Below are 21,988 nucleotides of genomic sequence, written 5' to 3' on the forward strand. Positions count from 1 at the left end.
CGCCTCACCAGGGCCCGGTCGCGGCCGTCACCGGCCGGCGACGGCCGCGGTCAGGCGCTGCTCGATGTCGCTGAGCGCGGCGACGCCGTACACCCGGCCGTCCGGCTCGACCACCAGGTACTCGCCCGCCGGGGTGGCCTGGACGGCCCTCAGCAGGTCCTCGCCGCGCAGGTCGGCGTCCAGCCGCAGCCCGGGTTCGAGGTCGCGGGAGAGCGGGCCGACGGCCACCCAGGGGCGGCGGTGCTCGGGCACGGCCCGGACGGCCGACTCGCGCACGATGGCGATCGGCTCGCCCCGGCCGTCCACCACGACCACCGCGCCGGCCTGGGCCTCGCGGGCGCGGCGCATCGCCTCGCCGAGCGGGGTGTCGGCGGTGACCTCGACGGCCCGGCGGGCGAGGTCGCGCAGCCGCAGGCCGGGCAGCGCCTCCTTGAGCCGGGCGTTGCGCACGCTGCCGGTGGCGCCGTTCCAGATGATCGCGGCGAGGACGGCGGCCAGCACCGCGTCGACCAGGGTGTCGGTGGTGGTGCGCTCGACCCCGCGGGCGGCGCTGACCAGGGGCAGGCCGAACAGCACGACGATCGCCAGCGCCCGGCCGACCCAGGCGGCGGCCACCGTGCCGGTCATCGGCCTGCCGGTGACCGCCCAGACGACGGCGCGCAGCATCCGTCCGCCGTCCAGCGGCAGCCCGGGCAGCAGGTTGAAGGCGGCGACCACGAAGTTGGAGACCATCAGGCCGGTGAGCAGCACGCCGGGCACGGTGGACAGCTCGACGGCCCGCACCCCGAGGTAGAACAGGCCGCCGAGCACCAGCGACAGCAGCGGGCCGACAAAGGCCAGCCAGAACTCGCGCCAGGGCGTGGTGGCCTCGTTCTCGATCTCGGAGACGCCGCCGAAGAACTGCAGCTGGATCCGCCGCACACCGAGCCGGTAGCGCAGCGCGACCACGGTGTGGGCGAGTTCGTGCACCAGGACGGAGGCGTAGAAGGCGACGGCGAAGGAGAACGCGACCAGGTAGCGGGTGCCGCCGAGGTCGGGCAGCACGTCGTTCAGCTGTCCGCCGAAGACCCAGGTGATCAGCGCGGCGATGACGAACCAGGAGGGGGTGACGTAGACCGGCACGCCGAAGGGCCGGCCCATCAGGAGGCCGCCGCGGCGCTCCGGCGGCTGCCCGGCCGGGCGCCCTCGGTCGTCCTGCGGTGGCTGGTCGGAGGTCTGTTGCCCCCTGTTGTCGCTCACCGTGATCCCTTCGGTCGTCGCCCCCGTCGTGCCCCGGTGCGCCCACGCTACGTGATCGTGGCACTCCGGTGCCGCGCGCCCCTCCTGGTGCCTTCATACCCGTTCCGGGCCCCCTGGTGGCAGCCCGGTGGCAGCGGGATGACAGCGAAGGGCAATAGGGTCGTAGCCATGCAGCAGACCGACACCACCAGCGCCGCCGGGGCCGCGGAGCGCCGGGCGGCGCCGCCGACCGGCCTGTCCCCGTCCCGGGCGGGGGACTTCCTCACCTGTCCCCTGCTGTACCGGCTGCGGGTGATCGACCGGCTGCCCGAGCCGCCGAGCGCCGCGGCCACCAGGGGCACGCTGGTGCACGCGGTGCTGGAGCGGCTGTTCGACAGTCCGGCGGCCGAGCGCACGCCGGAACGGGCGCTGGGCCTGCTGCGCCCGCAGTGGGAGCGGCTGCTCGGTGAACGGCCGGAGCTGGGGTCGTTGTTCCCGGACGACCCGGACGGTGCGGCGCTCACCCGCTGGCTGGCGGACGCCGAGAAGCTGGTCGGCCAGTGGTTCCGGCTGGAGGACCCGACCCGGCTGCACCCGGTGGAGCGGGAGCTGTACGTGGAGACGGCCCTGGACTCGGGGCTGCTGCTGCGCGGCTACATCGACCGGGTGGACGTCGCCCCGACCGGCGAGGTCCGGCTGGTGGACTACAAGACCGGCCGGGCGCCCTCGCGGGACTTCGAGGGCAAGGCGATGTTCCAGATGAAGTTCTACGCGCTGGTGGTGTGGCGGTGGAAGGGCGTGATCCCCAAGCGCCTCCAGCTGGTCTACCTCGGCGGCGGCGGGGACGTGGTCAGCTACGACCCGGACGAGGCCGATCTGCTCGCGGTGGAGCGCAAGCTGAAGGCGCTGTGGGAGCGGATCGCCCTGGCCGTGGCCACCGGGGACTTCCCGGCCACCCGCAACCGCCTCTGCGACTGGTGCGACCACCAGGCCAGCTGCCCGGAGTTCGGCGGTACTCCGCCGCCGTACCCCCTGCCGCTGGCCCGTACGTCTGATGAAGACGATCCCACGGGGGATCCGATGATCAAGGAGTCCTAGTGACGATCCGAGTGCTGCTGGTCGACGACCAGCCGCTGCTGCGCACCGGTTTCCGGATGATCCTGGAGGCCGAGTCCGACCTGGTGGTGGTCGGTGAGGCCGGCGACGGTCAGCAGGCGCTGGACCAGGTGCGGGCGCTGCAGCCCGACGTGGTGCTGATGGACATCCGGATGCCGCGGATGGACGGCGTCGAGGCGACCCGCCGGATCGCCGGCCCGGGGCGGGACGGCCCGGCCAAGGTGCTGGTGCTGACCACCTTCGACCTGGACGAGTACGTGGTGGAGGCGCTGCGCGCGGGCGCCAGCGGCTTCCTGCTGAAGGACGTCCCGGCCGAGGAGCTGGTGCAGGCGATCCGGGTGGTCGCGGACGGCGCGGCGATGCTGGCGCCGAGCATCACCCGGCGGCTGCTGGACATGTACGCCACCAAGCTGCCCTCGGGCGACGAGGCGCCGCCGCAGGCGCTCAGTGCGCTGACCGAGCGGGAGCTGGAGGTGCTGAAGCTGGTGGCGCGCGGGCTGTCGAACGCCGAGATCGCGGCCGAGCTGTTCGTCAGCGAGACCACGGTGAAGACCCACGTCGGCCACGTGCTGACCAAGCTGCAGCTGCGCGACCGGGTGCAGGCGGCGGTGTACGCCTACGAGAGCGGGCTGGTGCGCCCGGGCACCCTGTAGCGGGCCCCCGGCGCCCGTACGGGCGCGCGCGGACGTGACGGCGGCCCGTCCGCTCCCCCGGTGACGGAGGAGCGGACGGGCCGCCGTCCTGCAGGCGCTACTTGGCGGTGCGGCTGATCTCCCAGAAGCGGAAGAAGCCGGTGGTGTCGACGGTGGACTCGACGCCGGTGACGTACGAACGGGCCGCGTAGAAGGACTTGTTCTGGTACAGCGGGATCAGCGGCACGCTCTCGGCCTCGATCTGCTGGATCTGCCCGTAGCCGGCGGCGGCAGCGCTGCGGTCGGCCTGCTTGAGGCCGTCCGGCACCAGCCTGCCGCTGATCCGCGGGTCGTCCCAACCGTGGTGGTAGGCACCGCCGTTGACCAGCAGCGGGGAGATGTAGTTGTCCGGGTCCGGGTAGTCGGCGAACCAACCGATGACGTAGGCCTGGTACTTGCCGTCGGCCCAGCCCTTCTTGAAGGCCTCCCAGTCCGGCTCCTGCTGGACGGTGACCTGGAAGAGGCCGCCGGCCTCCAGCTGCTTCTTCAGCGTGTCGGCCTCGTTGCTGCCGGCCCGCGAGCGGGACCAGGTGATGGTCAGCTTGACCGGGGTCTGGACCTTGGCGTCGGTGAGGATCTTCTTGGCCTTGGTCGCGTCCTGGTCGCCGTAGCGGTCGAAGAACGCGGTGTTGTGGCCGGTGACACCGGCCGGGACCATCGCGTACAGCGGCTGGACGGTCCGGGCGAAGACGTCGCGGGCGAGCGCCTTGCGGTCCACCAGCTGCGCGGCGGCCTGGCGGATCGCGACGTTGCCGCCGACCGCGTCCTTGGTGTTGAAGACCAGCGAGCGGGTGTCGTTGCTGTCGCCCTCGGTCACCTGCAGGTCGGTCTTGCCGCCCTGCTGGTCGGAGCGGATCTGGGCCGCGGTGTTCGGCTCCAGGCTGTTGTCAGTGAGGTCGACGTCGCCCTTGTCCAGCGCGGCCTTCAGGTCCTCCGCCTTGTCGAAGTACCGGACGGTGAACTTGCTGTTCCGCAGCTTGGCGTCGCCGCCGTACTTGTCGTTGGCGGACAGCACGACCTTGCCGACCTGCTTGCCGTCGGCGTCGACGGAGTCGATGCGGTACGGGCCGGAGCCGACCTGCTTGTCGTTGGCCAGCGCCTTGTCGGCCGGGTAGACCTGGTGGTCCACGATGGCTCCGGCCGGGGTGGCCAGCTTGGCCGGCAGGGTGGCGTCGGGCGCGGAGAGGTGGAACAGCACCTCGTTGTCGCCCTTGGCCTCGACGGACTTGATCGAGGAGAGCAGGGAGACCGGGCCGTTCTGGTCGTTGATCTTCCGGGTGCGCTCGATCGAGAAGACCACGTCCGCGGCGGTCAGCGGGTGGCCGTTCGAGAACTTCAGCCCGGGCCGCAGGGTGCAGTGGTACTCGGTGGCCTCGCCGCCGGTGAACTCGCACGACTGCGCGGCGTCCGGGGTCGGCGAGCTGGCGGCGGCCGGGAAGGTGAGCAGCGACTGGAAGGTGTTGCGCAGGACCAGCCACGAGCCGGAGTCGTAGGAGGTCGCCGGGTCCAGCGTGCCGGTCAGCTGGGCGGTGCCCATGGTGATCGACTTGCCGCTGTCCCCCTTCACGGCGTCGGTCACCGATCCGCAGCCGGCCACCGTCACGGCGACGAGACCGGCACAGCCGAGTACTGCGAGGCGTTCAGCTGAAGTCTTCACGGGGCGCGTCCTTATCGGTGGCACGAAACCCGAGTAGCGTGCCATATCGAACACGCACGACCGATACCCGCGCAGATGACGTTTGGGACACGGCCGTTCAGGGCATCACCGCGCGCCCGACGAGATGTCAGTCAATGCCCGATTTCTCCCCCGATCCCCCCGGGTCGGAGCGGTGTCGAGCCACGTACCGGCCGGTAGGGCCAGGTCGCAATGAGATGACAATCACACCCGAGGTGGCCGCCCTCGGGCCGCACCGCTCAGACCCGCGAGGCGACCAGCGAGCGCAGCAGGTCGAGGTCGACCTGTTCCAGCGAGGGCAGCACCAGCCGGCCGGGCGCCGGCTCGATCGCCGCCACCGAGGGCACCGCGATCACCGGGCAGCCGGCCGCCTCGCCCGCGCTCACCCCGGTCGGGGTGTCCTCGACCACCACGCAGCGGGCCGGCTCCGCGCCCAGCCGGCGGGCCGCCTCCAGGTACGGGTCCGGGAACGGCTTGGTGCGCGGCACCTCGTCCCCGCCGATGGTGAAGGCGAAGTGGTGGGCACCCAGCGAGCGCAGCACGATGTCGATCACGTGCCGGTGCGAGGCGGACACCATCGCGGCCGGGATCCCGTGCGCGGCAAGGGTGTTGAGCAGGCGCTCGGCGCCCGGCATGAGCGGCACTCCGCCGCCCAGCAGGTCCACGAAGCGCTGGTTGACCAGCACGCCCAGGTCGGCCGGGGCGATGTCCACCCCGGTCCGGGCGACCAGGTAGTCCATCACCCGGGTCATCGGTCCGCCGACCACGTGGGCGCGGTCCGCCTCGTCCAGCTCGTGGCCCAGCTCGGCGAAGAGCGAGACCTCGGCCTGCCACCAGAAGTCCTCGGTGTCCACCAGCGTGCCGTCCATGTCCAGCAGCACCGCCTGCAGGCCGCGGTCGTCCCCGTGGTCGAGGACACGGGTGGCGGTGGGGCTGGTGGTCATGGCGGGATCCTTCCGGCAGGCCCCGGAACGCGCCCGGGGATGGCACAGGCCGGCCCGCTGGTGAGCGGACCGGCCCGTTCAGGATCATCAAGGATACGCCCGCTTCGTCCGGAAAGCGCGAACGGAGCGGAACGTACGGATTACCGGGCGTTGAAGTACTTCGCCTCCGGGTGGTGGATCACGATCGCGTCGGTGGACTGCTCCGGGTGCAGCTGGAACTCCTCGGAGAGCACCACGCCGATCCGCTCGGGCTTCAGCAGGTCGGCGATCTTGGCGCGGTCCTCCAGCTCGGGGCAGGCCCCGTAGCCCAGCGAGAACCGGGCGCCCCGGTACTTGAGCGCGAACATGTCCTTGACGTCCTGCGGGTCCTCGCCCGAGAAGCCCAGCTCGTAGCGGACCCGGGCGTGCCAGAACTCGGCCAGCGCCTCGGCCAGCTGCACCGAGAGGCCGTGCAGCTCCAGGTAGTCGCGGTAGGAGTTCCCGGCGAACAGCTCGTTGGCCGCCTCCGAGATCCGGTTGCCCATGGTGACCACCTGCAGGCCGACCACGTCCCGCGCCCCGGACTCCTCCGGGCGGAAGAAGTCGGCCAGGCAGAGCCGGCGGCCGCGGCGCTGGCGCGGGAAGGTGAAGCGGGTGCGCTCGGTGCCGTCCTCGTGGAAGACGATCAGGTCGTCGCCCTTGGAGTTCGCCGGGTAGTACCCGTAGACCACGGCCGCCTCCAGCCAGCCCTCGGTCTGCAGCCGGTCCAGCCAGGCCCGCAGCCGCGGCCGGCCCTCGGTCTCCACCAGCTCCTCGTAGGACGGGCCGTCGCCGTTGCGCGCGGCCTTCAGGCCCCACTGGCCCTTGAACAGCGCGTCCTCGTCCAGCCAGGAGGCGTAGTCGGCGAACGGGATGCCCTTGACGATCCGGTCGCCCCAGAACGGCGGGGTGGGCACGGTGTTGTCGACGGCGACGTCGGAGCGGATCTGGCCGAGGTTGACCTCCGGCTCCGGCTCCTCCACCTCGACCCGGGCGTGCCGGCGCTGCTTGAGCTCCGGCAGGGCCGCGCCCGGCACGCCGCGCTTGACCGCGATCAGCGCGTCCATCAGCCGCAGGCCCTCGAAGGCGTCCCGGGCGTAGCGGACCTCGCCCTCGTAGATCTCGTGCAGGTCCTGCTCGACGTAGGCGCGGGTGAGCGCGGCGCCGCCGAGGATCACCGGGTAACTGGATGCCAGCTTGCGCTGGTTGAGCTCCTCCAGGTTCTCCTTCATGATCACGGTGGACTTCACCAGCAGGCCGGACATGCCGATCACGTCCGCCTTGTGCTCCTGCGCGGCGTCCAGGATCGCCGAGACCGGCTGCTTGATGCCCAGGTTGACGACGTTGTAGCCGTTGTTGGACAGGATGATGTCGACCAGGTTCTTGCCGATGTCGTGGACGTCGCCCTTCACGGTGGCCAGCACGATGGTGCCCTTGCCCTCGCTGTCGGACTTCTCCATGTGCGGCTCCAGGTGGGCCACCGCGGTCTTCATCACCTCGGCGGACTGGAGCACGAACGGCAGCTGCATCTGGCCGGAGCCGAAGAGCTCGCCGACCACCTTCATACCGGCCAGCAGGGTGTCGTTGATGATCTCCAGCGCCGGACGTCCGGCCAGCGCCTCGTCCAGGTCGGCCTCCAGGCCGTTGCGCTCGCCGTCGATGATCCGGCGCTGCAGCCGCTCGTCCAGCGGGAGCGCGGCCAGCTCCTCGGCCTTGGAGGCCTTGACCGAGGCCGCGGAGACGCCCTCGAACAGCTCCAGCAGGCGCTTCAGCGGGTCGTAGCCGTCCCGGCGGCGGTCGTAGACGAGGTCGAGGGCGGCCTCGCGCTGGTCCTCGGGGATCCGGGAGATCGGCAGGATCTTGGAGGCGTGCACGATCGCCGAGTCCAGGCCGGCCTCCACGCACTCGTGCAGGAAGACCGAGTTGAGCACCACGCGGGCGGCCGGGTTCAGGCCGAAGGAGATGTTCGACAGGCCGAGCGTGGTCTGCACCTTCGGGTGGCGGCGCTTGAGCTCGCGGATCGCCTCGATGGTCTCGATGCCGTCCCGGCGGGACTCCTCCTGGCCGGTGGCCAGGGTGAAGGTGAGGCAGTCGACCAGGATCGAGCCCTCGTCGATGCCGTAGTCGGTGGTGAGTTCGGTGATCAGCCGCTCGGCGATCTCCACCTTGAGGTCGGCGGTGCGGGCCTGGCCCTCCTCGTCGATGGTCAGCGCGATCAGGCCGGCGCCGTGCTCGCGGGCCAGCGAGGCGATCCGGCCGAAGCGGGAGTCGGGGGCGTTGCCGTCCTCGTAGTTCACCGAGTTGAGCACCGCGCGGCCGCCCAGGGCCTCCAGGCCGGCCCGCAGCACGTCCGGCTCGGTGGAGTCCAGCACGATCGGCAGGGTGGAGGCGGTGGCCAGGCGGCCCGCGATCTCCTTCATGTCGGCGACGCCGTCGCGGCCGACGTAGTCCACGCAGAGGTCCAGCAGGTGGGAGCCGTCGCGGATCTGGTCGCGGGCGATCTCCACGCAGGCCTGCCAGTCGCCGGCCAGCATCGACTCGCGGAACTTCTTCGAGCCGTTGGCGTTGGTGCGCTCGCCGATCGCGAGGTACGAGGTGTCCTGGCGGAACGGCACCGCCTGGTACAGCGAGGCGGCCGACGGGTCGGGCTGCGGCTCGCGCACGGCGATCTCGCGGCCCTGGACGCGCTCGACCACGGCGCGCAGGTGCTCGGGCGTGGTGCCGCAGCAGCCGCCGACCAGCGAGAGGCCGTACTCGCGGGTGAACACGTCGTGCGCGTCGGCCAGTTCGGCCGGGGAGAGCGGGTAGTGGGCGCCGTCCTTGCCGAGCACCGGCAGGCCCGCGTTCGGCATGCAGGACAGGCCGATCCGGGCGTTCTTGGCCAGGTAGCGCAGGTGCTCGCTCATCTCGGCCGGGCCGGTGGCGCAGTTGAGGCCGATGTAGTCCACGCCGAGCGGCTCCAGCGCGGTGAGCGCGGCGCCGATCTCGGAGCCGAGCAGCATGGTGCCGGTGGTCTCCACCGTCACCTGCACCAGCACCGGCAGGTCCAGCCCGGCCTCGGCCAGGGCGCGCTTGGAGCCCAGGATGGCGGCCTTGGTCTGCAGCAGGTCCTGGCTGGTCTCGACCAGCAGCGCGTCGGCGCCGCCGGCGATCAGCCCGGCCGCGTTCTGCTGGAAGCCGTCGCGCAGCGTCCCGTACGGGGCGTGGCCGAGGGTCGGCAGCTTGGTGCCGGGGCCGATCGAGCCGAGCACCCAGCGGACGCGGCCGTCGGCGGCGCTGTGCGCGTCGGCGCTCTCGCGGGCGATCCGGGCACCGGCCTCGGACAGCTCGAAGATCCGCTCGGGGATGTCGTACTCGCCGAGCGCGGAGAAGTTGGCGCCGAAGGTGTTCGTCTCCACGCAGTCCACGCCCACGCCGAAGTAGGCCTCGTGGACGGAGCGGACGATGTCGGGCCGGGTGATGTTGAGGACCTCGTTGCAGCCTTCGAGGTTCTGGAAGTCCTCCAGCGTCGGGTCCTGCGCCTGGAGCATGGTGCCCATCGCACCATCGGCGACCACCACCCGGGTGGCGAGCGCTTCACGCAGCGCGTTCGCGCGGCTCTGCTGAGTGATGGACGGATCGGCTGCAGTGGCCATGGGGCTTCTCCCTGTGCGACGGCTGTCGGCTTTGCACCCCCGCTTGCTCGGGGACGCACGTGGCCAGCGTATCCGGCCGACCGGTCGGCGCGCCGACCCGTTTCGTATCCTGAGCGCTCGACCGCAAGGGGGGAGCAACCGCGTGACGAAGATCAGGACGGTGCTGCGGCAAACCGGCAAGGCCCTGGCGGCCCCGTTCCGGGCGCTGCGCGACCGCTGGCGACGGTGGTCCCGGTGGCGCCGGGCCCTGCTGGTCCTGGCGCTGGTGGTGGCCGTGCCGGTCGCCGCGCTGGGCTCGTTGTTCATCTCCATCCGACTGCACTATGCGGGTGACCCGGCCCCCGAAGCCCGCACCCGGGGGCGGGACGCGGTCTGGCTCGGCCACGCCTGGGTGGACGGCCGCAAGAGCGAGGCCGACGTCGAGGCCCTCGCGCGGCAACTTGCCGGGACCGGCATTCGCGACCTGTACGTGCACACCGGCCCGCTGGAGCACGACGGCTCGCTGCCGCCCGCCGTCCACCCGCAGGCCCGCTGGTTCACCGACGCCGTGCACCGGGCGCTGCCCGGCGTGCGGCTGCAGGGCTGGCTGGGTGACGAGGTCAAGCCGGAGAAGGACGCCATGGACCTGGAGGACGCCGCGACCCGGGACCGGGTCACCGCCTCCGCCGGCCAGGTGCTGGACCTCGGCTTCGACGGCGTGCACTTCGACATGGAGCCGATCCGCCCCGGTTCGGCCGGCTGGCTGGCCCTGCTCGACCAGGTCCGCCCGGTCACCGCGGCGCGCGGCGCGAAGCTCTCGGTGGCGGCCCCGCAGATCGACCCGGTCCCGGACCTGCACACGGCCGGGATCCTGCTCACCGACCACGGCAAGTGGTGGGACCAGGCGTACTTCGCCGCGACCGCCCGCCGGGTCGACCAGATCGCCGTGATGACCTACGACACCTCGATGCCGACCGAGCCGCTCTACGGCGGCTACGTCGCCCAGCAGACCGAACTCGCCCTGCAGGCCACCCCGGCCGACGTGGACCTGCTGATCGGCCTGCCGTTCTACTGGGACGACAAGTGGGGCCACTGGGGCCGCGCCGAGACCGTCGACGCGGCCGTCCGCGGCGTCCGGCTGGGCCTGGGCCGGCAGGACCTGCGGCGGCCGAACTTCGGGGTCGCGCTCTACGTCGACTTCGCCTCGACGCCCGAGAACTGGGCGGCGTACCGGCGCGGCTGGGTGAACGTCTAGCCCGCCCGGCGGCGGCGCACCCGGCGGCGGCCCGCCCGGCGGCGGCGCACGCGGCGCCGACCCGCTCGGCGCCACCCCGTCCGGCGAGGGCCGGCCGGCGGCCCCGGCTCAGGGGGCGAGCCGGTGGGCCAGCGCGCCCAGGTAGCGGTGCACGGTCGCGTCCTCGCCGGTCACGTAGTGCGAGACGGCCCGGTACAGCGGCAGGCGGACCTCGCCGCGCTCGGTCACGGTCAGCGAGCAGCCCGGCCCCACCGGGGTGAGCACGTACGTCCAGGTGCCGCCGTACGGCAGGTCCGGGTCGGCGATGCCGGTGACCAGGCGGTGCGGGGCCTCGCTGGCCACCACCTCGTACGTGGTGTGCCCGTGCCGGTCGTACTCGCGCCAGCGCACACGGCCGCCGGCCGCGGCGGGCAGCCGCTCGACGTGGGTGAGGCCCGGGCGCCAGGCCGGGTAGAGGTCGATGTCGGTGAGCACGTCCCAGACCGCGCCGGGCGGCTGGGAGAGTTCGAGTCCGCCCTCGGTGACGTGCTCCACCGGCAGTCGGCGGCCGGCCCGGTCCGCCGCCAGCAGCACGGCGCCCGCCAGCGCGGCGGCGCCCGCGCCCGCGCCGATCCACAGCCATCGGTTCATCGGTCCGGCCCCTTCCGCCCGGTCCCCGCCTGTTCATCATCGCGCCGCCGGGCCGCCGCGGCACGCCCGTCGCGCTGCGCCACCGGGCGGGCCCGGTCCGCGCCCGATCCGCGCCTGACGGGCCGTCAGCCCGCGGGGTGCCGATATCCGCTGGATCGGGGCGGCCGGCTCCCCCAGACTGTCCCGGTGCCCGGCCGCGGTGCGCATCAAAGCCCGTAGGCTGGGCAGGTAGGGACCATGGGGCGAGGCGTTCCATGGGAGACGAGAGGTTCGACAGTCGGCAGCCGGCCCGTCGGCGCCCCGGCAGACCAGCCGGGGCGGTGCCGACTCCGCCGCCGACCGGAGGGAGACGCTGGGTGATCGAGTTGGAAGATGTTCCCGAGTTGATCGACCCGGTGATGGTCTGCGCCTTCGAGGGCTGGAACGACGCGGGCGACGCCGCGTCCGCGGCCCTGGCGCACCTGGACGAGACATGGGGCGGCAAGGTGTTCGCCGCCCTGGACGCGGAGGACTACTACGACTTCCAGGTCAACCGGCCCACCGTCTGGATGGACGGCGGCATCCGCCGGATCACCTGGCCGACCACCCGGCTCTCGGTGATCCGGGTGACGGAGCCGACGACCCGGGACGTCGTGCTGGTCCGCGGCATCGAGCCGAGCATGCGCTGGCGCTCGTTCTGCAACGAGCTGCTGGGCTTCGCGCACGAGCTGGGCGTCGAGCTGGTGGTGATCCTGGGCGCGCTGCTCGGTGACACCCCGCACAGCCGCCCGGTGCCGGTCAGCGGGGTCACCTCCGACCCGGATCTGGCCCGTCGGCTGGACCTGGAGGAGAGCCGCTACGAGGGTCCGACCGGCATCGTCGGCGTGCTCCAGGAGGCCTGCACGCACGCCGGGGTCCCGGCCGTGACGCTCTGGGCGGCCGTGCCGCACTACGTCTCGCAGCCGCCGAACCCCAAGGCCACGCTGGCCCTGATCAACAAGCTGGAGGACCTGCTGGACCTGCGCATCCCGCCGGGCGAGCTCGGCGAGGACGCCCGGGCCTGGCAGCTGGGCGTGGACCAGCTGGCCGCCGAGGACAGCGAGGTCTCCGAGTACGTCCAGCAGCTGGAGGAGGCGCAGGACACCGCGGAGCTGCCGGAGGCCTCCGGGGACGCCATCGCCCGCGAGTTCGAGCGCTACCTGCGCCGCCGGGAGAACGTCGGGCCGACCGGCGAGAAGCCGGTGTCCGGGCACGCCACGGCGGAGCGGCCCGCCGAGCCGGAGGCGCCGGGCCCGGCCCGGGAGAGCCAGGACGGCTCCGAGGAGGAGTAGTCACCGCAACGCCGGAGGGGCGTCAGGACCGAACGTCCTGACGCCCCTCCGGCGTGTGGTGCGGAATTCTTGCGGCGCCGTACTACAGGGCGACGCCGAGCAGGGCGTCCACGGTGCGGGTCACCAGGCCGGGCGCGCCGATGTCGGTGCCGCCCTCGGCCTCCTGCTGCTCGGCCCAGCGGTCGACCGCGGCCAGCGCGGCGGGCGCGTCCAGGTCGTTCGCGAGGGCTGTGCGGACCTCGGCGAGCAGCTGCTCGGCCGCCGGGCCGTCCGGCCGGGAGACGGCGGCGCGCCAGCGGGCGAGGCGCTCGACGGCCTCGTCCAGGACGTCCTTGGTCCACTCCCAGTCGGCGCGGTAGTGGTGCGAGAGCAGCGCCAGGCGGATCGCCGCCGGGTCGACGCCCTCGCGGCGCAGCGCCGAGACGAAGACCAGGTTGCCGCGGGACTTGGACATCTTCTGGCCGTCCAGGGCCACCATGCCGGCGTGCACGTACGCCTTGGCGTACGGGTGGGTGCCGGTGGCGACCTGGGCGTGCGAGGCGCCCATCTCGTGGTGCGGGAAGGAGAGGTCGCTGCCGCCGCCCTGGATGTCGAAGGACATGCCGAGGTACTGCAGCGCGATGGCGACGCACTCGATGTGCCAGCCGGGGCGGCCGTGGCCGAGCTCGGTGTCCCAGGCGGGCTCGCCGGGGCGGGCGGCCATCCAGAGCAGGGCGTCCAGCGGGTTGCGCTTGCCGGGGCGGTCCGGGTCGCCGCCGCGCTCGGCGAAGACCGGGCGCATGGCCTCGCGGGTGAGGCCGGAGACCTCGCCGAAGTGCGGGTCGGCGTCGACCGAGAAGTAGATGTCGCCGTCGACCTCGTACGCGGCGCCGGAGGCCAGCAGCTTCTGGACGATCGGGACGATCCACGGGATGGACTCGACGGCGCCGATGTAGTGGGCCGGCGGGAGCAGGCGGAGCGCGGTCATGTCCTCGCGGAACAGCGCGGTCTCGCGCTCGGCCAGGGCCACCCAGTCCTGGCCGGTCTCGACCGCGCGCTGCAGCAGCGGGTCGTCCACGTCGGTCACGTTCTGGATGTACAGGACGTCGTGGCCGGCGTCCTTCCAGACGCGCTGCACCAGGTCGAACGCGTTGTAGGTGGCGGCGTGGCCCATGTGGGTCGCGTCGTAGGGGGTGATGCCGCAGACGTAGATCCGGGCGGTGCCGTCCTGCGGCACGACCTCCCGGACCGTACCCGCTGCGGTGTCGTGGATGCGGAGGGGGTGACCCTGACCAGGCAGGGCGGGAACCTCGGAGGCGGGCCAGGCATGCATGGAAACAACTTTAACCTTGCGAACATTTGAAAGCCTAACCAGTGCGCAAGATCGACTGGTTTCGCTTCATGCCGTTGCCTGACCGGTTCTCGACTGGTAGTGCACGGGTTCTCGACCGCTTCCGGAGCCCGCCGACCCGTCTCCGGCACGGGTGAGCGCCCGGCCGGCCCTGCCGCCGACCGGGCGCCCGGCTCCCCGGGGAACGCGGCCGGAGCCGCTACGACCGCTGCCAGAGGGCCGGTACGTTCGGCGGTTCCCAGCCGACCATGGCGGTGTGCGCCTGGAGGCAGACGTAGGAGACGCCGGAGTAGGTGACGCGGTCGCCCGCGCGGTAGGAGGCGCCCGGCGCCCAGCTGCCGCCCGGCGGCGTGGTGGGCGTGCCGGTGGGGGTGGCGGTGGGCGTGGGCGTCGGGCTCGGCGTGCCGGGGGCCTGCGGCACGTTCAGCACGAAGTCGTAGCTGCCCTCGCGGACGTTGCCGTTCTGCCGGACGTTCATCAGCAGCCGGGCGTCGTAGATGGTGTCGGTGCTGTTGCGCGGCTCGCCCGGGAAGTACAGCTGGGTGGTGACGACCGGGCGGCCGGGGGCCTGGAGCTTGACGTGGAGGTGCCGGGTCCGGCCCGGGTAGAGGCCGGGCACGATGGTGTCCAGCCGGTACGCGCCGTTGGCGTCGGTGAACTGGTGGCCGCGGAAGGTGTAGCCGACGTTGTCGTACGCGCCGTTGTCGTCGGCCTGCCAGAAGTCCAGCAGCACGCCGGGGACGGGCCGGCAGGCGAGGCCGAAGACGTAGCCGCTGACGACCAGCCGGGTGCCGGGGCCGTCGTTGACCATCGAGCTGCGCAGCGGGGAGTCGGGCTTGAAGTAGGGGCCCTCGGTCTGTTCGATCGTGGGGTCGTCGCCGTCGTGGCAGTCGGGGGTGAGCTCCGGGGTCCGGCCGGTGCCGACCTGCTCGCGGGCCAGTGCGACCCCGCCGCCGATCAGCAGCGGGGCGGCCCCGAGCGCGGCGGCGGCCTTCAGTACGGTCTTGCGGCTGATCATGCCGTCGGGCACGCTCATCGCCGTCTCCCTGTCGTGGGGCGGGGGTGGGGGCGGCCCTTGCCATGGTGGGGGCATGACAAGGACCGGGCCGGTCGCCCGCCCGCACACACCGGGCCGGCCACCGGTGGCCAGCAGCAAAGTTACGGGCCGTCCGGCGCGGCCGCGATGGACGTGATCCGGGGATCGTGGTGATTTCCGTCGACCCGGGACCGGAACTCCCCCGGCGTCATCCCGGTCTCCCGGCGGAAGAAGCGACAGAAGTACGCCGGGTCCGCGAATCCCGCCTCCTTGGCCACCTGACGTATCGTCAGATCCGTGCAGGCGAGCAGCCGTTTGGCCTCCAGGGTCTGCTGGTGGCGGATCAGCCCGCCCGGGGTCCGGCCGGTGGCCTGCTTCACCAGGGTCTGCAAGTGCCCCGGGGAGACGCCGAGTTCCTGGGCCGTGGAAACCACCGAGCGCCGCACCCCGCCCGGCTCGGCGATCAACCGGGTGAAGGCGGCGGCCACTTCGGCGGGCCGGCCGGGCAGCCTGGGGCGGTCGGCCGGGGCGCAGGCGCGCAGCGCCCGGACGATCAGGATGTGCAGACTGGCCCGCAGCACGCCCTGGTAGCCGGGCGCCCCGGTCAGGTACTCGTGCTCCATGTCGGCGAACAGGGCGCCGATCGTGTCGGCGTGCGCGCCGAGCGCGAGGGCGGGGCGGGTGGCCAGGGCCCGCAGGGCGGCGAGGTCCTGCGGGTGGCCGAGCAGGAAGTCCTCGTTGAACAGCAGGACCCGGCCGGTGAGTTCCTCGGTGTCCGCCCAGTAGTGCACCTGGCCTGGGGTGATCACGCACAACTGCGGTGGCGCCAGCGGCCGGTGGACGAGGTCCAGGACGTGGGCGCCGCGCCCGCCGGTGACGTGGACGATCTCGTGGAACGAGTGCCGGTGGGGGAAGCCCGCCCGGGAGAGCGGGCCGATCGTGTCGAAGCTGCCGATGGCGAAGGGGAGCAGCTGGGGCAGCGGGACCTGCAGGCGGTGCAACGGCAGGTCCGGCGTGCTGCGGGGGGTGGGGGTGGTCCGTCGCGCGTCCATCGGAGCAGTGTGCGACCTGTTCCGGGGACAGGTCCAGACCATCCGTCCGGGACCGCCGAACCCGCGGGGACCGCACCCCCGGGGCCGGGCGGGCGCACGGGAAGCCGGGCGCGCCGGGCGCGCCAGGGGGCCGACTACACCGGGGGCCAGGGGATCGCGGGCCAGTCCTCCGACGGCAGCGGATGGCGGCCGGAGCCGCGCAGTTCGGCCACCCGGGCCCGGGTGGCGTCCAGCTCCGCCCCCGTCAGGTGCGGGGCGAGGCGCTCGGCGAGCTCACCGTCCAGCAGCTCGGCCAGCCGGGTCAGCACCTCCAGCGCCTCGACGGGCAGCGGGTCCCCCGCCCAGCCCCAGAGCAGGGTGCGCAGCTTGCCCTCGGTGTTGAAGGTGACGCCGTGGTCGATGCCGTACACCCGGCCGTCGGCGGCCGGGATCAGGTGACCGCCCTTGCGGTCGGCGTTGTTGAGCACCGCGTCCAGCACGGCGAGCCGGCGCAGCCGCCGGTCGTCGTGGTGCACCAGCAGCGCGGTGCGCCCGCCCTCGACCTCGGCCCGGACGATCGGCAGCCAGCCCTCCTCCGGGCCGCGCGGGTCCTGCAGCGCGAGCAGCGGCTCGGCCCCGGGATCCGGCTCGACCCACAGCTGCACCATGCCGGGCCCGTGCGGGCCGTCGCGCAGCACCGTGGGCGGGATCAGCGCCCAGCCGGTCGCGGCGGACAGCTCGTACGCGGCGACCTCACGGCCGGCCAGCGTGCCGTCCGGGAAGTCCCAGAGCGGGCGCTCGCCGGCCACCGGCTTGTAGACGGCCTGCGCGCTCAGCGAGCCGTGCGCGACCGTGCAGTACAGCGCGGCGTTGGAGGCCTCGGTGAGCCGGCCGTGCACGGTCAGCTCGCCCTGGCGCAGCAGCGCGAGGGCGGTGGGCACGTCGGCGGCCAGCGCGGCGGCGGCCGCCGGGTCCGCCTGCGGCGGGGTGTCGGTGTTCAGCGCCGGTAGCCGTTCGCGCGCGGGCACAGGTGGCCCTCCGGGTCGAGCGGCAGGTTGCAGAACGGGCAGGGCTTGCGGCCGGCCGCGACCAGGTCCAGCGCGCGCTTGGCGAACACCCGGGCCATCGCGCCGGTCAGCCGCACCCGCAGCATGTCCGGGCCGGTGTCGTCGTCGGTGAACACCGCGGCCGCGGCGTCCTCCTCCTCTTCTTCCTCCTCCACCAGCGCCTGCGCCTCGACCACCAGGCAGCTGTCCACGCTGTCCCAGGCCAGGGCCATCGTGCCGACCCGGAACTCCTGCTCCAGCGGCAGGTCGAGCGGGGCGGTGTCGAGCAGGTCCTTCGGGGCGGCGGCCGGGATGGAGGCGTCGCCGCCGCTGCGCCGCAGTGCCTCGTCCAGGACCTCCTCGATGCGCTCGGCGAGCGCCGCGACCTGGGTCTTCTCCAGCAGCACGCTGGTGATCCGGCCCCGGGCGCTGGCCTGCAGGTAGAACGCCCTGGCGCCGGGCTGGCCGACGGTGCCGGCCACGAACCGTTCGGGCTGGTCGTAGAAGAAGACCTGACGGGTCACGCTCTCGCTCCGGATCGTGTCGGTCGGCGCGGATCCGCCGTGGGGGATCGCGGGTGTTCGGACTCGTATGTCACCCTACGACCTTCGGGCTCCGGCCGGGGAGCCGAGCCGACGGCCGCGGATGGTGTGGCACGCGCGGGCCCGGGCGGTGCCGCCCGGACGGGTGCCGCGGGCTTGCGCCGTGGACCGGCGCACCCGTACCGCAGCGGGCGGCGGGACTCAGGCGGTGCCGCCGACCACCGCGTCGCCGGCCGGGGCGGCCGGTGCCGGGCCGGTCCTCGGCGCCAGCGAGGCGAGGTCGCCGGTGTCACCCATCCTCAGCACGAAGGGGCGCTGCGGGGTGTAGCGGATCGCGGTGACCGAGCAGGGCTCGACGCTGATCCGCTGGAAGTGGTCCAGGTGCAGGCCGAGCGCGTCGGCCACCACCGCCTTGATCACGTCACCGTGCGAACAGGCGATCCAGACCGCGTCCTCGCCGTGCTCGGCGGCGATCTTCCCGTTCCACTCGCGGACCGCGCTCACCGTACGGTGGCTCAGCTCGCGCAGCGACTCCCCGCCGGGGAAGGCCGCGGCGGCGGCGTGGTCCTGGACGGTGCGCCAGAGGGGCTCCTTGGCCAGCTCGGCCAGCGGACGGCCGGTCCACTCCCCGTAGTGGCACTCGCCCAGCCGCTCGTCCGTGGCCGGCGCGCCCAGCTCGGGCCGGGCGGCCAGCAGCGGCTCCAGGGTCTGCCGACAGCGCTCCAGCGGGCTGCTGACGGCCTGTGCCAGCGGGATGCCGGCCAGGCGGTCGGCCAGTGCGGCGGCCTGCGCGCGCCCGGTGTCGTCGAGATCCACGCCGGGGGTCCAACCGGCCAGGATCCCGGCGGTGTTCGCGGTGGAGCGGCCGTGACGGACGAGCAGCAGGGTGGGCATGGGGTTCAGCCTACGGCCTCCGGGCCCGGCCGTGGGGGCCGGTTACCGTCCGGTTACCCGCCCGGCCCCGGCTCCGGCGGGCCCGCACGGTGGCGCCCCGCCCCGGGATCCTTCCCGGACCGGCCCCGGGATCCTGCCCGGTCGCGCGCCGGGCCCCACCCCGGATCCGCTCCGGTCGCGCCCCGCCTCCGCCCCGCCTCCGCCCGGGCTTCCGTCCCGCTTCCGTCCCGATTCCGGGCCGGATCGGTGCCCCACGGCCCCGGTCGGGTGACAATGGCCCGCATGATCGTCCACTGCGCCGCCTACTGCGACGGCCGCCGGATCGAGGCTCCCGACGACCTGGCCGGCGCGCTCGCCGCCGCCCGCGCGGCCGGTCCGGACGGCTTCGTCTGGATAGGCCTCTTCGAACCGACCGCCGAGGAACTCGACCACGTCGGCAAGGAGTTCGCGCTGCACCCGCTGGCCGTCGAGGACGCCGTCCGGGCCCACCAGCGCCCCAAGGTCGAGGCCTACCAGGGCTCGCTGTTCGTCACCATGAAGACCCTCGGCTACGCCCCCGGCGCACACGTCGTCACGGTCGGCGAGGTGATGGTCTTCCTCGGCCCCGACTTCGTGATGACCGTCCGGCACGGCCAGGACTCCCCGCTCGGCGGCCTGCGGACCCAGCTGGAACAGGACCCCGAGCTGCTGCGCTACGGCCCCAGCTCGGTGCTGCACTCGGTCTGCGACACCATCGTGGACGGCTACGTGGACGTGGCCACCGCCCTGCAGGTCGACCTGGACGAGCTGGAGGCGGACATCTTCTCCCCCGGCCGGGTCGGCCGCGACACCGCCGGGCGGATCTACGGCTACAAGCGCCAGGTGATGTCCGTGCGCCGCGCCACCGGCCCGCTGCTGGAGCCGATGCTGACGCTGGAGCGCGGCGCCCGCTTCGTCCGCCCGGAGACGGCGCCCTACCTGCGGGACGTCGCCGACCACCTGGCCCGGGTGAACGACCAGGTGGACGGCATGGACCGGCTGCTGTCCGACATCCTCAACGCCAACCTGGCGCAGGTCAGCGTGCAGCAGAACAACGACATGCGGAAGATCTCCGCCTGGGCGGCGCTGGCCGCCGTGCCGACGATGATCGCGGGCATCTACGGGATGAACTTCGACGACATGCCGGAACTGCACCAGGTCTGGGGCTACCCGGCGGTGCTGGTGCTGATGGCCGTGGTCTGCCTGGTGCTGCACCGGGTGTTCAAGCGGCACGACTGGCTGTAGCGCCGCCTGCTCCCCCGGTGCCGCAGGTCCGCGAACGGGTACGGCCGGGCCCGCACCCCGGCGCCTCAGGCCAGTCCGGCGCGCTCCAGGGCCTCGACACCGGTGCGCAGCGCCCGGATCCGCTCGTCCAGGGTGAACCCGGCGGGGGCCAGGGTGAGCGTGGTGACGCCCGCGTCGGCGTAGGCCTGCATCCGGTCGGCGATCCGGGCGGTGTCGCCGATCAGCGAGGTGGCGTCCACCAGGTCGTGCGGGACGGCGGCCGCGGCGGCCGCGTAGTCCTTGGCCAGGTACTTCTCCTGGATCTCGTCGGCGGCCTGCTCGTACCCCATCCGCCGGGTCAGCTGGTTGTAGAAGTTCTTCTCCTTGCTGCCCATGCCGCCGATGTAGAGCGCGGCGTACGAGCGCAGGGCGTCGACCCCGGCCTTGACGTCCTCGCCGACCGCGAGGTTGACGGTCGGGCAGAGGTCGAAGCCGTCCAGCGTCTTCCCGGCCTTGGCGCGGCCGGCCGTCAGCGGGTCGAGGGACATCGCGGCGTGCTCGGGCGAGAAGAAGATGCCGAGCCAACCGTCGGCGATCTCGCCGGTCAGCTCCAGGTTCTTCGGGCCGATCGCGGCGATGTACAGCGGGACGTGCTCGCGCACCGGGTGCACGGTGAGCTTGATCGGCTTGCCCGGGCCGCCGGGCAGCGGCAGGGTCCAGTGCGCGCCCTCGTGGACCAGGCGCTCGCGGGACATCGCCTTGCGGATGATCTCCACGTACTCGCGGGTGCGGGCCAGCGGCTTGTCGAACTTCACCCCGTACCAGCCCTCGGACACCTGCGGGCCGGAGACGCCGAGGCCGAGGCGGAACCGGCCGCCGGAGAGGGTGTCCAGGGTCGCAGCGGTCATCGCCGTCATGGCCGGGGTGCGGGCCGGGATCTGGAAGATGGCCGAGCCGACGTCGATCCGCTCCGTCTTCGCGGCGACGTAGCTGAGCACGGTGGCGGCGTCCGAGCCGTACGCCTCCGCCGCCCAGCAGACCGCGTAGCCGAGCCGGTCCGCCTCCTGGGCGACGGCGATGTTGTCGGCGTCCATGCCGAGTCCCCAGTAGCCGAGGTTGATCCCGAGTCGCATCTGCCGCACCTTCCAGTGGGTTGGGGTCGGGCCGAGGGTAACCGCGCCCGCGCCGGACATGCTACTGACGAGTAGTGGTGGCCCGGGTCACACTTCCCCGGCCGCCGCCGGCGGTGATCGTTCTGCGGGTCTTCGCACCTGTCCGCGCACCGGCCGCTACGCTCAGCCGACGTGGGGAGCGCACTCCCCACCTGCGCGTTTTCAGGGCTGCCGGAACGCCCGGGGCCACCGGCCAGTGGAGGGCCCGTCCGATGGAACAGCGTCACCTCGGCCGCACCGGCCTGCAGGTCTCCCGGCTCGGCCTCGGCACCATGACCTGGGGCCGCGACACCGACGAGCACGAGGCCGCCGAGCAGCTCAAGGAGTTCGTCGAGGCCGGCGGCAACCTGGTCGACACCGCCGACGTGTACGCCGACGGCGGCGCCGAGTACCTGATCTCCCGGCTCACCGACAACCTGGTCCCGCGCTCCGAACTGGTCATCGCCACCAAGGCCGGCAGCGTCCCCGACTCCGCCCGCCGCTTCGACTGCTCGCGCGGCCACCTGCTCGCCGCCCTGGACGCCTCGCTGCACCGCCTCGGCACCGACTACGTCGACCTCTGGCAGGTGCACTCCTTCGACCCGACGACCCCGGTCGAGGAGACGCTCAGCGCGCTCGACATCGCCGTCTCCTCCGGGCGCGCCCGCTACGTCGGGGTCTGCGACTTCAGCGGCTGGCAGCTCGCCCGGGCCGCCACCTGGCAGCGCGCCCACCACGGACGGGTGCCGCTGGCCGCGGCGCAGCTGGAGTACTCGCTGCTGCAGCGCGGCATCGAACGGGAGGCGCTGCCCGCCGCGCTGGACGCCGGGACCGGGGTGCTGGCCGGCTCGCCGCTCGGCCGCGGCGTGCTCACCGGCAAGTACCGGCACGGAGTCCCGCAGGACTCGCGCGGCGCCTCGCCGTACCTGGCCGGCTTCGTCCAGCCGTACCTCGGGGACCGCTCGCGGCGGATCGTGGACGCCCTCGCCACCGCTGCCGACGGGCTCGCCAGCAGCCCGCTGGCGGTCGCCCTGGCCTGGGTCCGGGACCGGCCCGGAGTGGCGAGCGCGCTGGTCGGGGCACGGACGGTGGCACAGCTGCAGGCGGCGCTGTCGGTGGAGGAGCTTACGCTTCCGGGTGAGATCCGCGGCGCGCTGGACGACATCTCGTCGCCCGTGCACCGCTACCCGGACCAGGGGTGGACCGAGCTGTGAAGCCCGGGCCGGATCGTCGAGCGGAACGTG

General features: G+C 73.2%; 18 protein-coding genes. 6 read left to right on the forward strand and 12 right to left on the reverse strand.

Annotated elements, in window-relative coordinates; translation table 11 throughout:
* Positions 1-27: 27 nt before the first annotated feature.
* Positions 28-1,245, reverse strand: a complete 1,218-nt coding sequence (locus ABT048_RS25730) for a site-2 protease family protein (protein ID WP_396553440.1) — start codon at positions 1,243-1,245, stop codon at positions 28-30.
* Between the two features lie 162 nt (positions 1,246-1,407).
* Between ABT048_RS25730 and ABT048_RS25735 the strand changes: the two genes are divergently transcribed.
* Positions 1,408-2,316, forward strand: a complete 909-nt coding sequence (locus ABT048_RS25735; RefSeq protein ID WP_350523853.1) for a RecB family exonuclease — start codon at positions 1,408-1,410, stop codon at positions 2,314-2,316.
* Entirely contained in the window at positions 2,316-2,987 is a 672-nt protein-coding gene (locus tag ABT048_RS25740) for a response regulator (RefSeq protein WP_350523854.1), read from the forward strand. The genes ABT048_RS25735 and ABT048_RS25740 overlap by 1 nt, the downstream gene beginning before the upstream one ends.
* 97 nt (positions 2,988-3,084) lie before the next feature.
* Here the strand turns inward: ABT048_RS25740 and ABT048_RS25745 are convergent, their stop codons facing one another.
* The 3 genes from ABT048_RS25745 to metH all read right to left on the reverse strand — a co-directional run bounded on the left by ABT048_RS25745 (position 3,085) and on the right by metH (position 9,298).
* The gene (locus ABT048_RS25745) at positions 3,085-4,683 is read right to left on the reverse strand and encodes an ABC transporter substrate-binding protein (RefSeq protein ID WP_350523855.1); all 1,599 of its coding nucleotides are present in this window, start codon (positions 4,681-4,683) and stop codon (positions 3,085-3,087) included.
* Between the two features lie 257 nt (positions 4,684-4,940).
* On the reverse strand, positions 4,941-5,645 hold the full coding sequence (locus ABT048_RS25750) for an HAD family hydrolase (RefSeq protein ID WP_350523856.1): 705 nt from the start codon (positions 5,643-5,645) through the stop codon (positions 4,941-4,943).
* Between the two features lie 140 nt (positions 5,646-5,785).
* Positions 5,786-9,298 (reverse strand): methionine synthase, encoded by a 3,513-nt coding sequence (metH, locus tag ABT048_RS25755; protein WP_350523857.1) that lies wholly within the window; start codon positions 9,296-9,298, stop codon positions 5,786-5,788.
* A 142-nt stretch (positions 9,299-9,440) separates the two neighbouring features.
* Here metH and ABT048_RS25760 point away from each other — a divergent pair, with 142 nt between their 5' ends.
* The gene (locus ABT048_RS25760) at positions 9,441-10,532 is read left to right on the forward strand and encodes a glycoside hydrolase family 18 protein (RefSeq protein ID WP_402809498.1); all 1,092 of its coding nucleotides are present in this window, start codon (positions 9,441-9,443) and stop codon (positions 10,530-10,532) included.
* A 108-nt stretch (positions 10,533-10,640) separates the two neighbouring features.
* Here the strand turns inward: ABT048_RS25760 and ABT048_RS25765 are convergent, their stop codons facing one another.
* The gene (locus ABT048_RS25765) at positions 10,641-11,162 is read right to left on the reverse strand and encodes an SRPBCC family protein (protein ID WP_350523858.1); all 522 of its coding nucleotides are present in this window, start codon (positions 11,160-11,162) and stop codon (positions 10,641-10,643) included.
* A 356-nt stretch (positions 11,163-11,518) separates the two neighbouring features.
* On the opposite strand from ABT048_RS25765, the gene ABT048_RS25770 reads away from it, so the two are divergent.
* Positions 11,519-12,472 carry a PAC2 family protein gene (locus ABT048_RS25770; RefSeq protein WP_350523859.1) on the forward strand — a complete coding sequence of 318 codons (954 nt, stop codon included), beginning with the start codon at positions 11,519-11,521 and terminating at the stop codon, positions 12,470-12,472.
* A gap of 82 nt (positions 12,473-12,554) precedes the next feature.
* On the opposite strand, the gene mshC is transcribed toward ABT048_RS25770, so the two are convergent.
* From mshC to ABT048_RS25800, 6 genes are all read right to left on the reverse strand, one after another.
* Positions 12,555-13,784, reverse strand: a complete 1,230-nt coding sequence (mshC, locus tag ABT048_RS25775; protein WP_350523860.1) for a cysteine--1-D-myo-inosityl 2-amino-2-deoxy-alpha-D-glucopyranoside ligase — start codon at positions 13,782-13,784, stop codon at positions 12,555-12,557.
* Between the two features lie 217 nt (positions 13,785-14,001).
* Positions 14,002-14,838, reverse strand: a complete 837-nt coding sequence (locus ABT048_RS25780) for a dioxygenase family protein (RefSeq protein ID WP_350523861.1) — start codon at positions 14,836-14,838, stop codon at positions 14,002-14,004.
* Positions 14,839-14,960: 122 nt separating this feature from the next.
* On the reverse strand, positions 14,961-15,890 hold the full coding sequence (locus ABT048_RS25785; RefSeq protein WP_350523862.1) for a helix-turn-helix transcriptional regulator: 930 nt from the start codon (positions 15,888-15,890) through the stop codon (positions 14,961-14,963).
* A 134-nt stretch (positions 15,891-16,024) separates the two neighbouring features.
* Positions 16,025-16,822, reverse strand: a complete 798-nt coding sequence (locus ABT048_RS25790; protein ID WP_350523882.1) for an SCO1664 family protein — start codon at positions 16,820-16,822, stop codon at positions 16,025-16,027.
* Positions 16,823-16,866: 44 nt separating this feature from the next.
* Positions 16,867-17,439 carry a DUF3090 family protein gene (locus ABT048_RS25795; protein ID WP_350523863.1) on the reverse strand — a complete coding sequence of 191 codons (573 nt, stop codon included), beginning with the start codon at positions 17,437-17,439 and terminating at the stop codon, positions 16,867-16,869.
* A gap of 219 nt (positions 17,440-17,658) precedes the next feature.
* Positions 17,659-18,351, reverse strand: coding sequence for a histidine phosphatase family protein (locus tag ABT048_RS25800; RefSeq protein ID WP_350523864.1), 693 nt, complete (start codon positions 18,349-18,351; stop codon positions 17,659-17,661).
* Positions 18,352-18,633: 282 nt separating this feature from the next.
* Between ABT048_RS25800 and ABT048_RS25805 the strand changes: the two genes are divergently transcribed.
* The gene (locus ABT048_RS25805) at positions 18,634-19,614 is read left to right on the forward strand and encodes a magnesium and cobalt transport protein CorA (protein ID WP_350523865.1); all 981 of its coding nucleotides are present in this window, start codon (positions 18,634-18,636) and stop codon (positions 19,612-19,614) included.
* Between the two features lie 65 nt (positions 19,615-19,679).
* Here ABT048_RS25805 and ABT048_RS25810 read toward each other — a convergent pair whose 3' ends face one another.
* The gene (locus ABT048_RS25810) at positions 19,680-20,726 is read right to left on the reverse strand and encodes an LLM class F420-dependent oxidoreductase (RefSeq protein ID WP_350523866.1); all 1,047 of its coding nucleotides are present in this window, start codon (positions 20,724-20,726) and stop codon (positions 19,680-19,682) included.
* Positions 20,727-20,977: 251 nt separating this feature from the next.
* Here ABT048_RS25810 and ABT048_RS25815 point away from each other — a divergent pair, with 251 nt between their 5' ends.
* Entirely contained in the window at positions 20,978-21,958 is a 981-nt protein-coding gene (locus ABT048_RS25815; RefSeq protein WP_350523867.1) for an aldo/keto reductase, read from the forward strand.
* Positions 21,959-21,988 lie beyond the last annotated feature (30 nt).

Origin of the sequence: Kitasatospora sp. NPDC096140 (genome assembly GCF_040303045.1) — a bacterium.
In the GTDB taxonomy this organism is placed as follows: domain Bacteria; phylum Actinomycetota; class Actinomycetes; order Streptomycetales; family Streptomycetaceae; genus Kitasatospora.

Coding starts and splice junctions, on each gene's coding strand:
- ABT048_RS25735 (WP_350523853.1), top strand. CDS start 1,408: ATGCAGCAGACCGACACCACCAGCGCCGCCGGGGCCGCGGAGCGCCGG.
- ABT048_RS25750 (WP_350523856.1), bottom strand. CDS start 5,645: ATGACCACCAGCCCCACCGCCACCCGTGTCCTCGACCACGGGGACGAC.
- metH (WP_350523857.1), bottom strand. CDS start 9,298: ATGGCCACTGCAGCCGATCCGTCCATCACTCAGCAGAGCCGCGCGAAC.
- ABT048_RS25765 (WP_350523858.1), bottom strand. CDS start 11,162: ATGAACCGATGGCTGTGGATCGGCGCGGGCGCGGGCGCCGCCGCGCTG.
- mshC (WP_350523860.1), bottom strand. CDS start 13,784: ATGCATGCCTGGCCCGCCTCCGAGGTTCCCGCCCTGCCTGGTCAGGGT.
- ABT048_RS25780 (WP_350523861.1), bottom strand. CDS start 14,838: ATGAGCGTGCCCGACGGCATGATCAGCCGCAAGACCGTACTGAAGGCC.
- ABT048_RS25785 (WP_350523862.1), bottom strand. CDS start 15,890: ATGGACGCGCGACGGACCACCCCCACCCCCCGCAGCACGCCGGACCTG.
- ABT048_RS25800 (WP_350523864.1), bottom strand. CDS start 18,351: ATGCCCACCCTGCTGCTCGTCCGTCACGGCCGCTCCACCGCGAACACC.
- ABT048_RS25805 (WP_350523865.1), top strand. CDS start 18,634: ATGATCGTCCACTGCGCCGCCTACTGCGACGGCCGCCGGATCGAGGCT.
- ABT048_RS25810 (WP_350523866.1), bottom strand. CDS start 20,726: ATGCGACTCGGGATCAACCTCGGCTACTGGGGACTCGGCATGGACGCC.
- ABT048_RS25815 (WP_350523867.1), top strand. CDS start 20,978: ATGGAACAGCGTCACCTCGGCCGCACCGGCCTGCAGGTCTCCCGGCTC.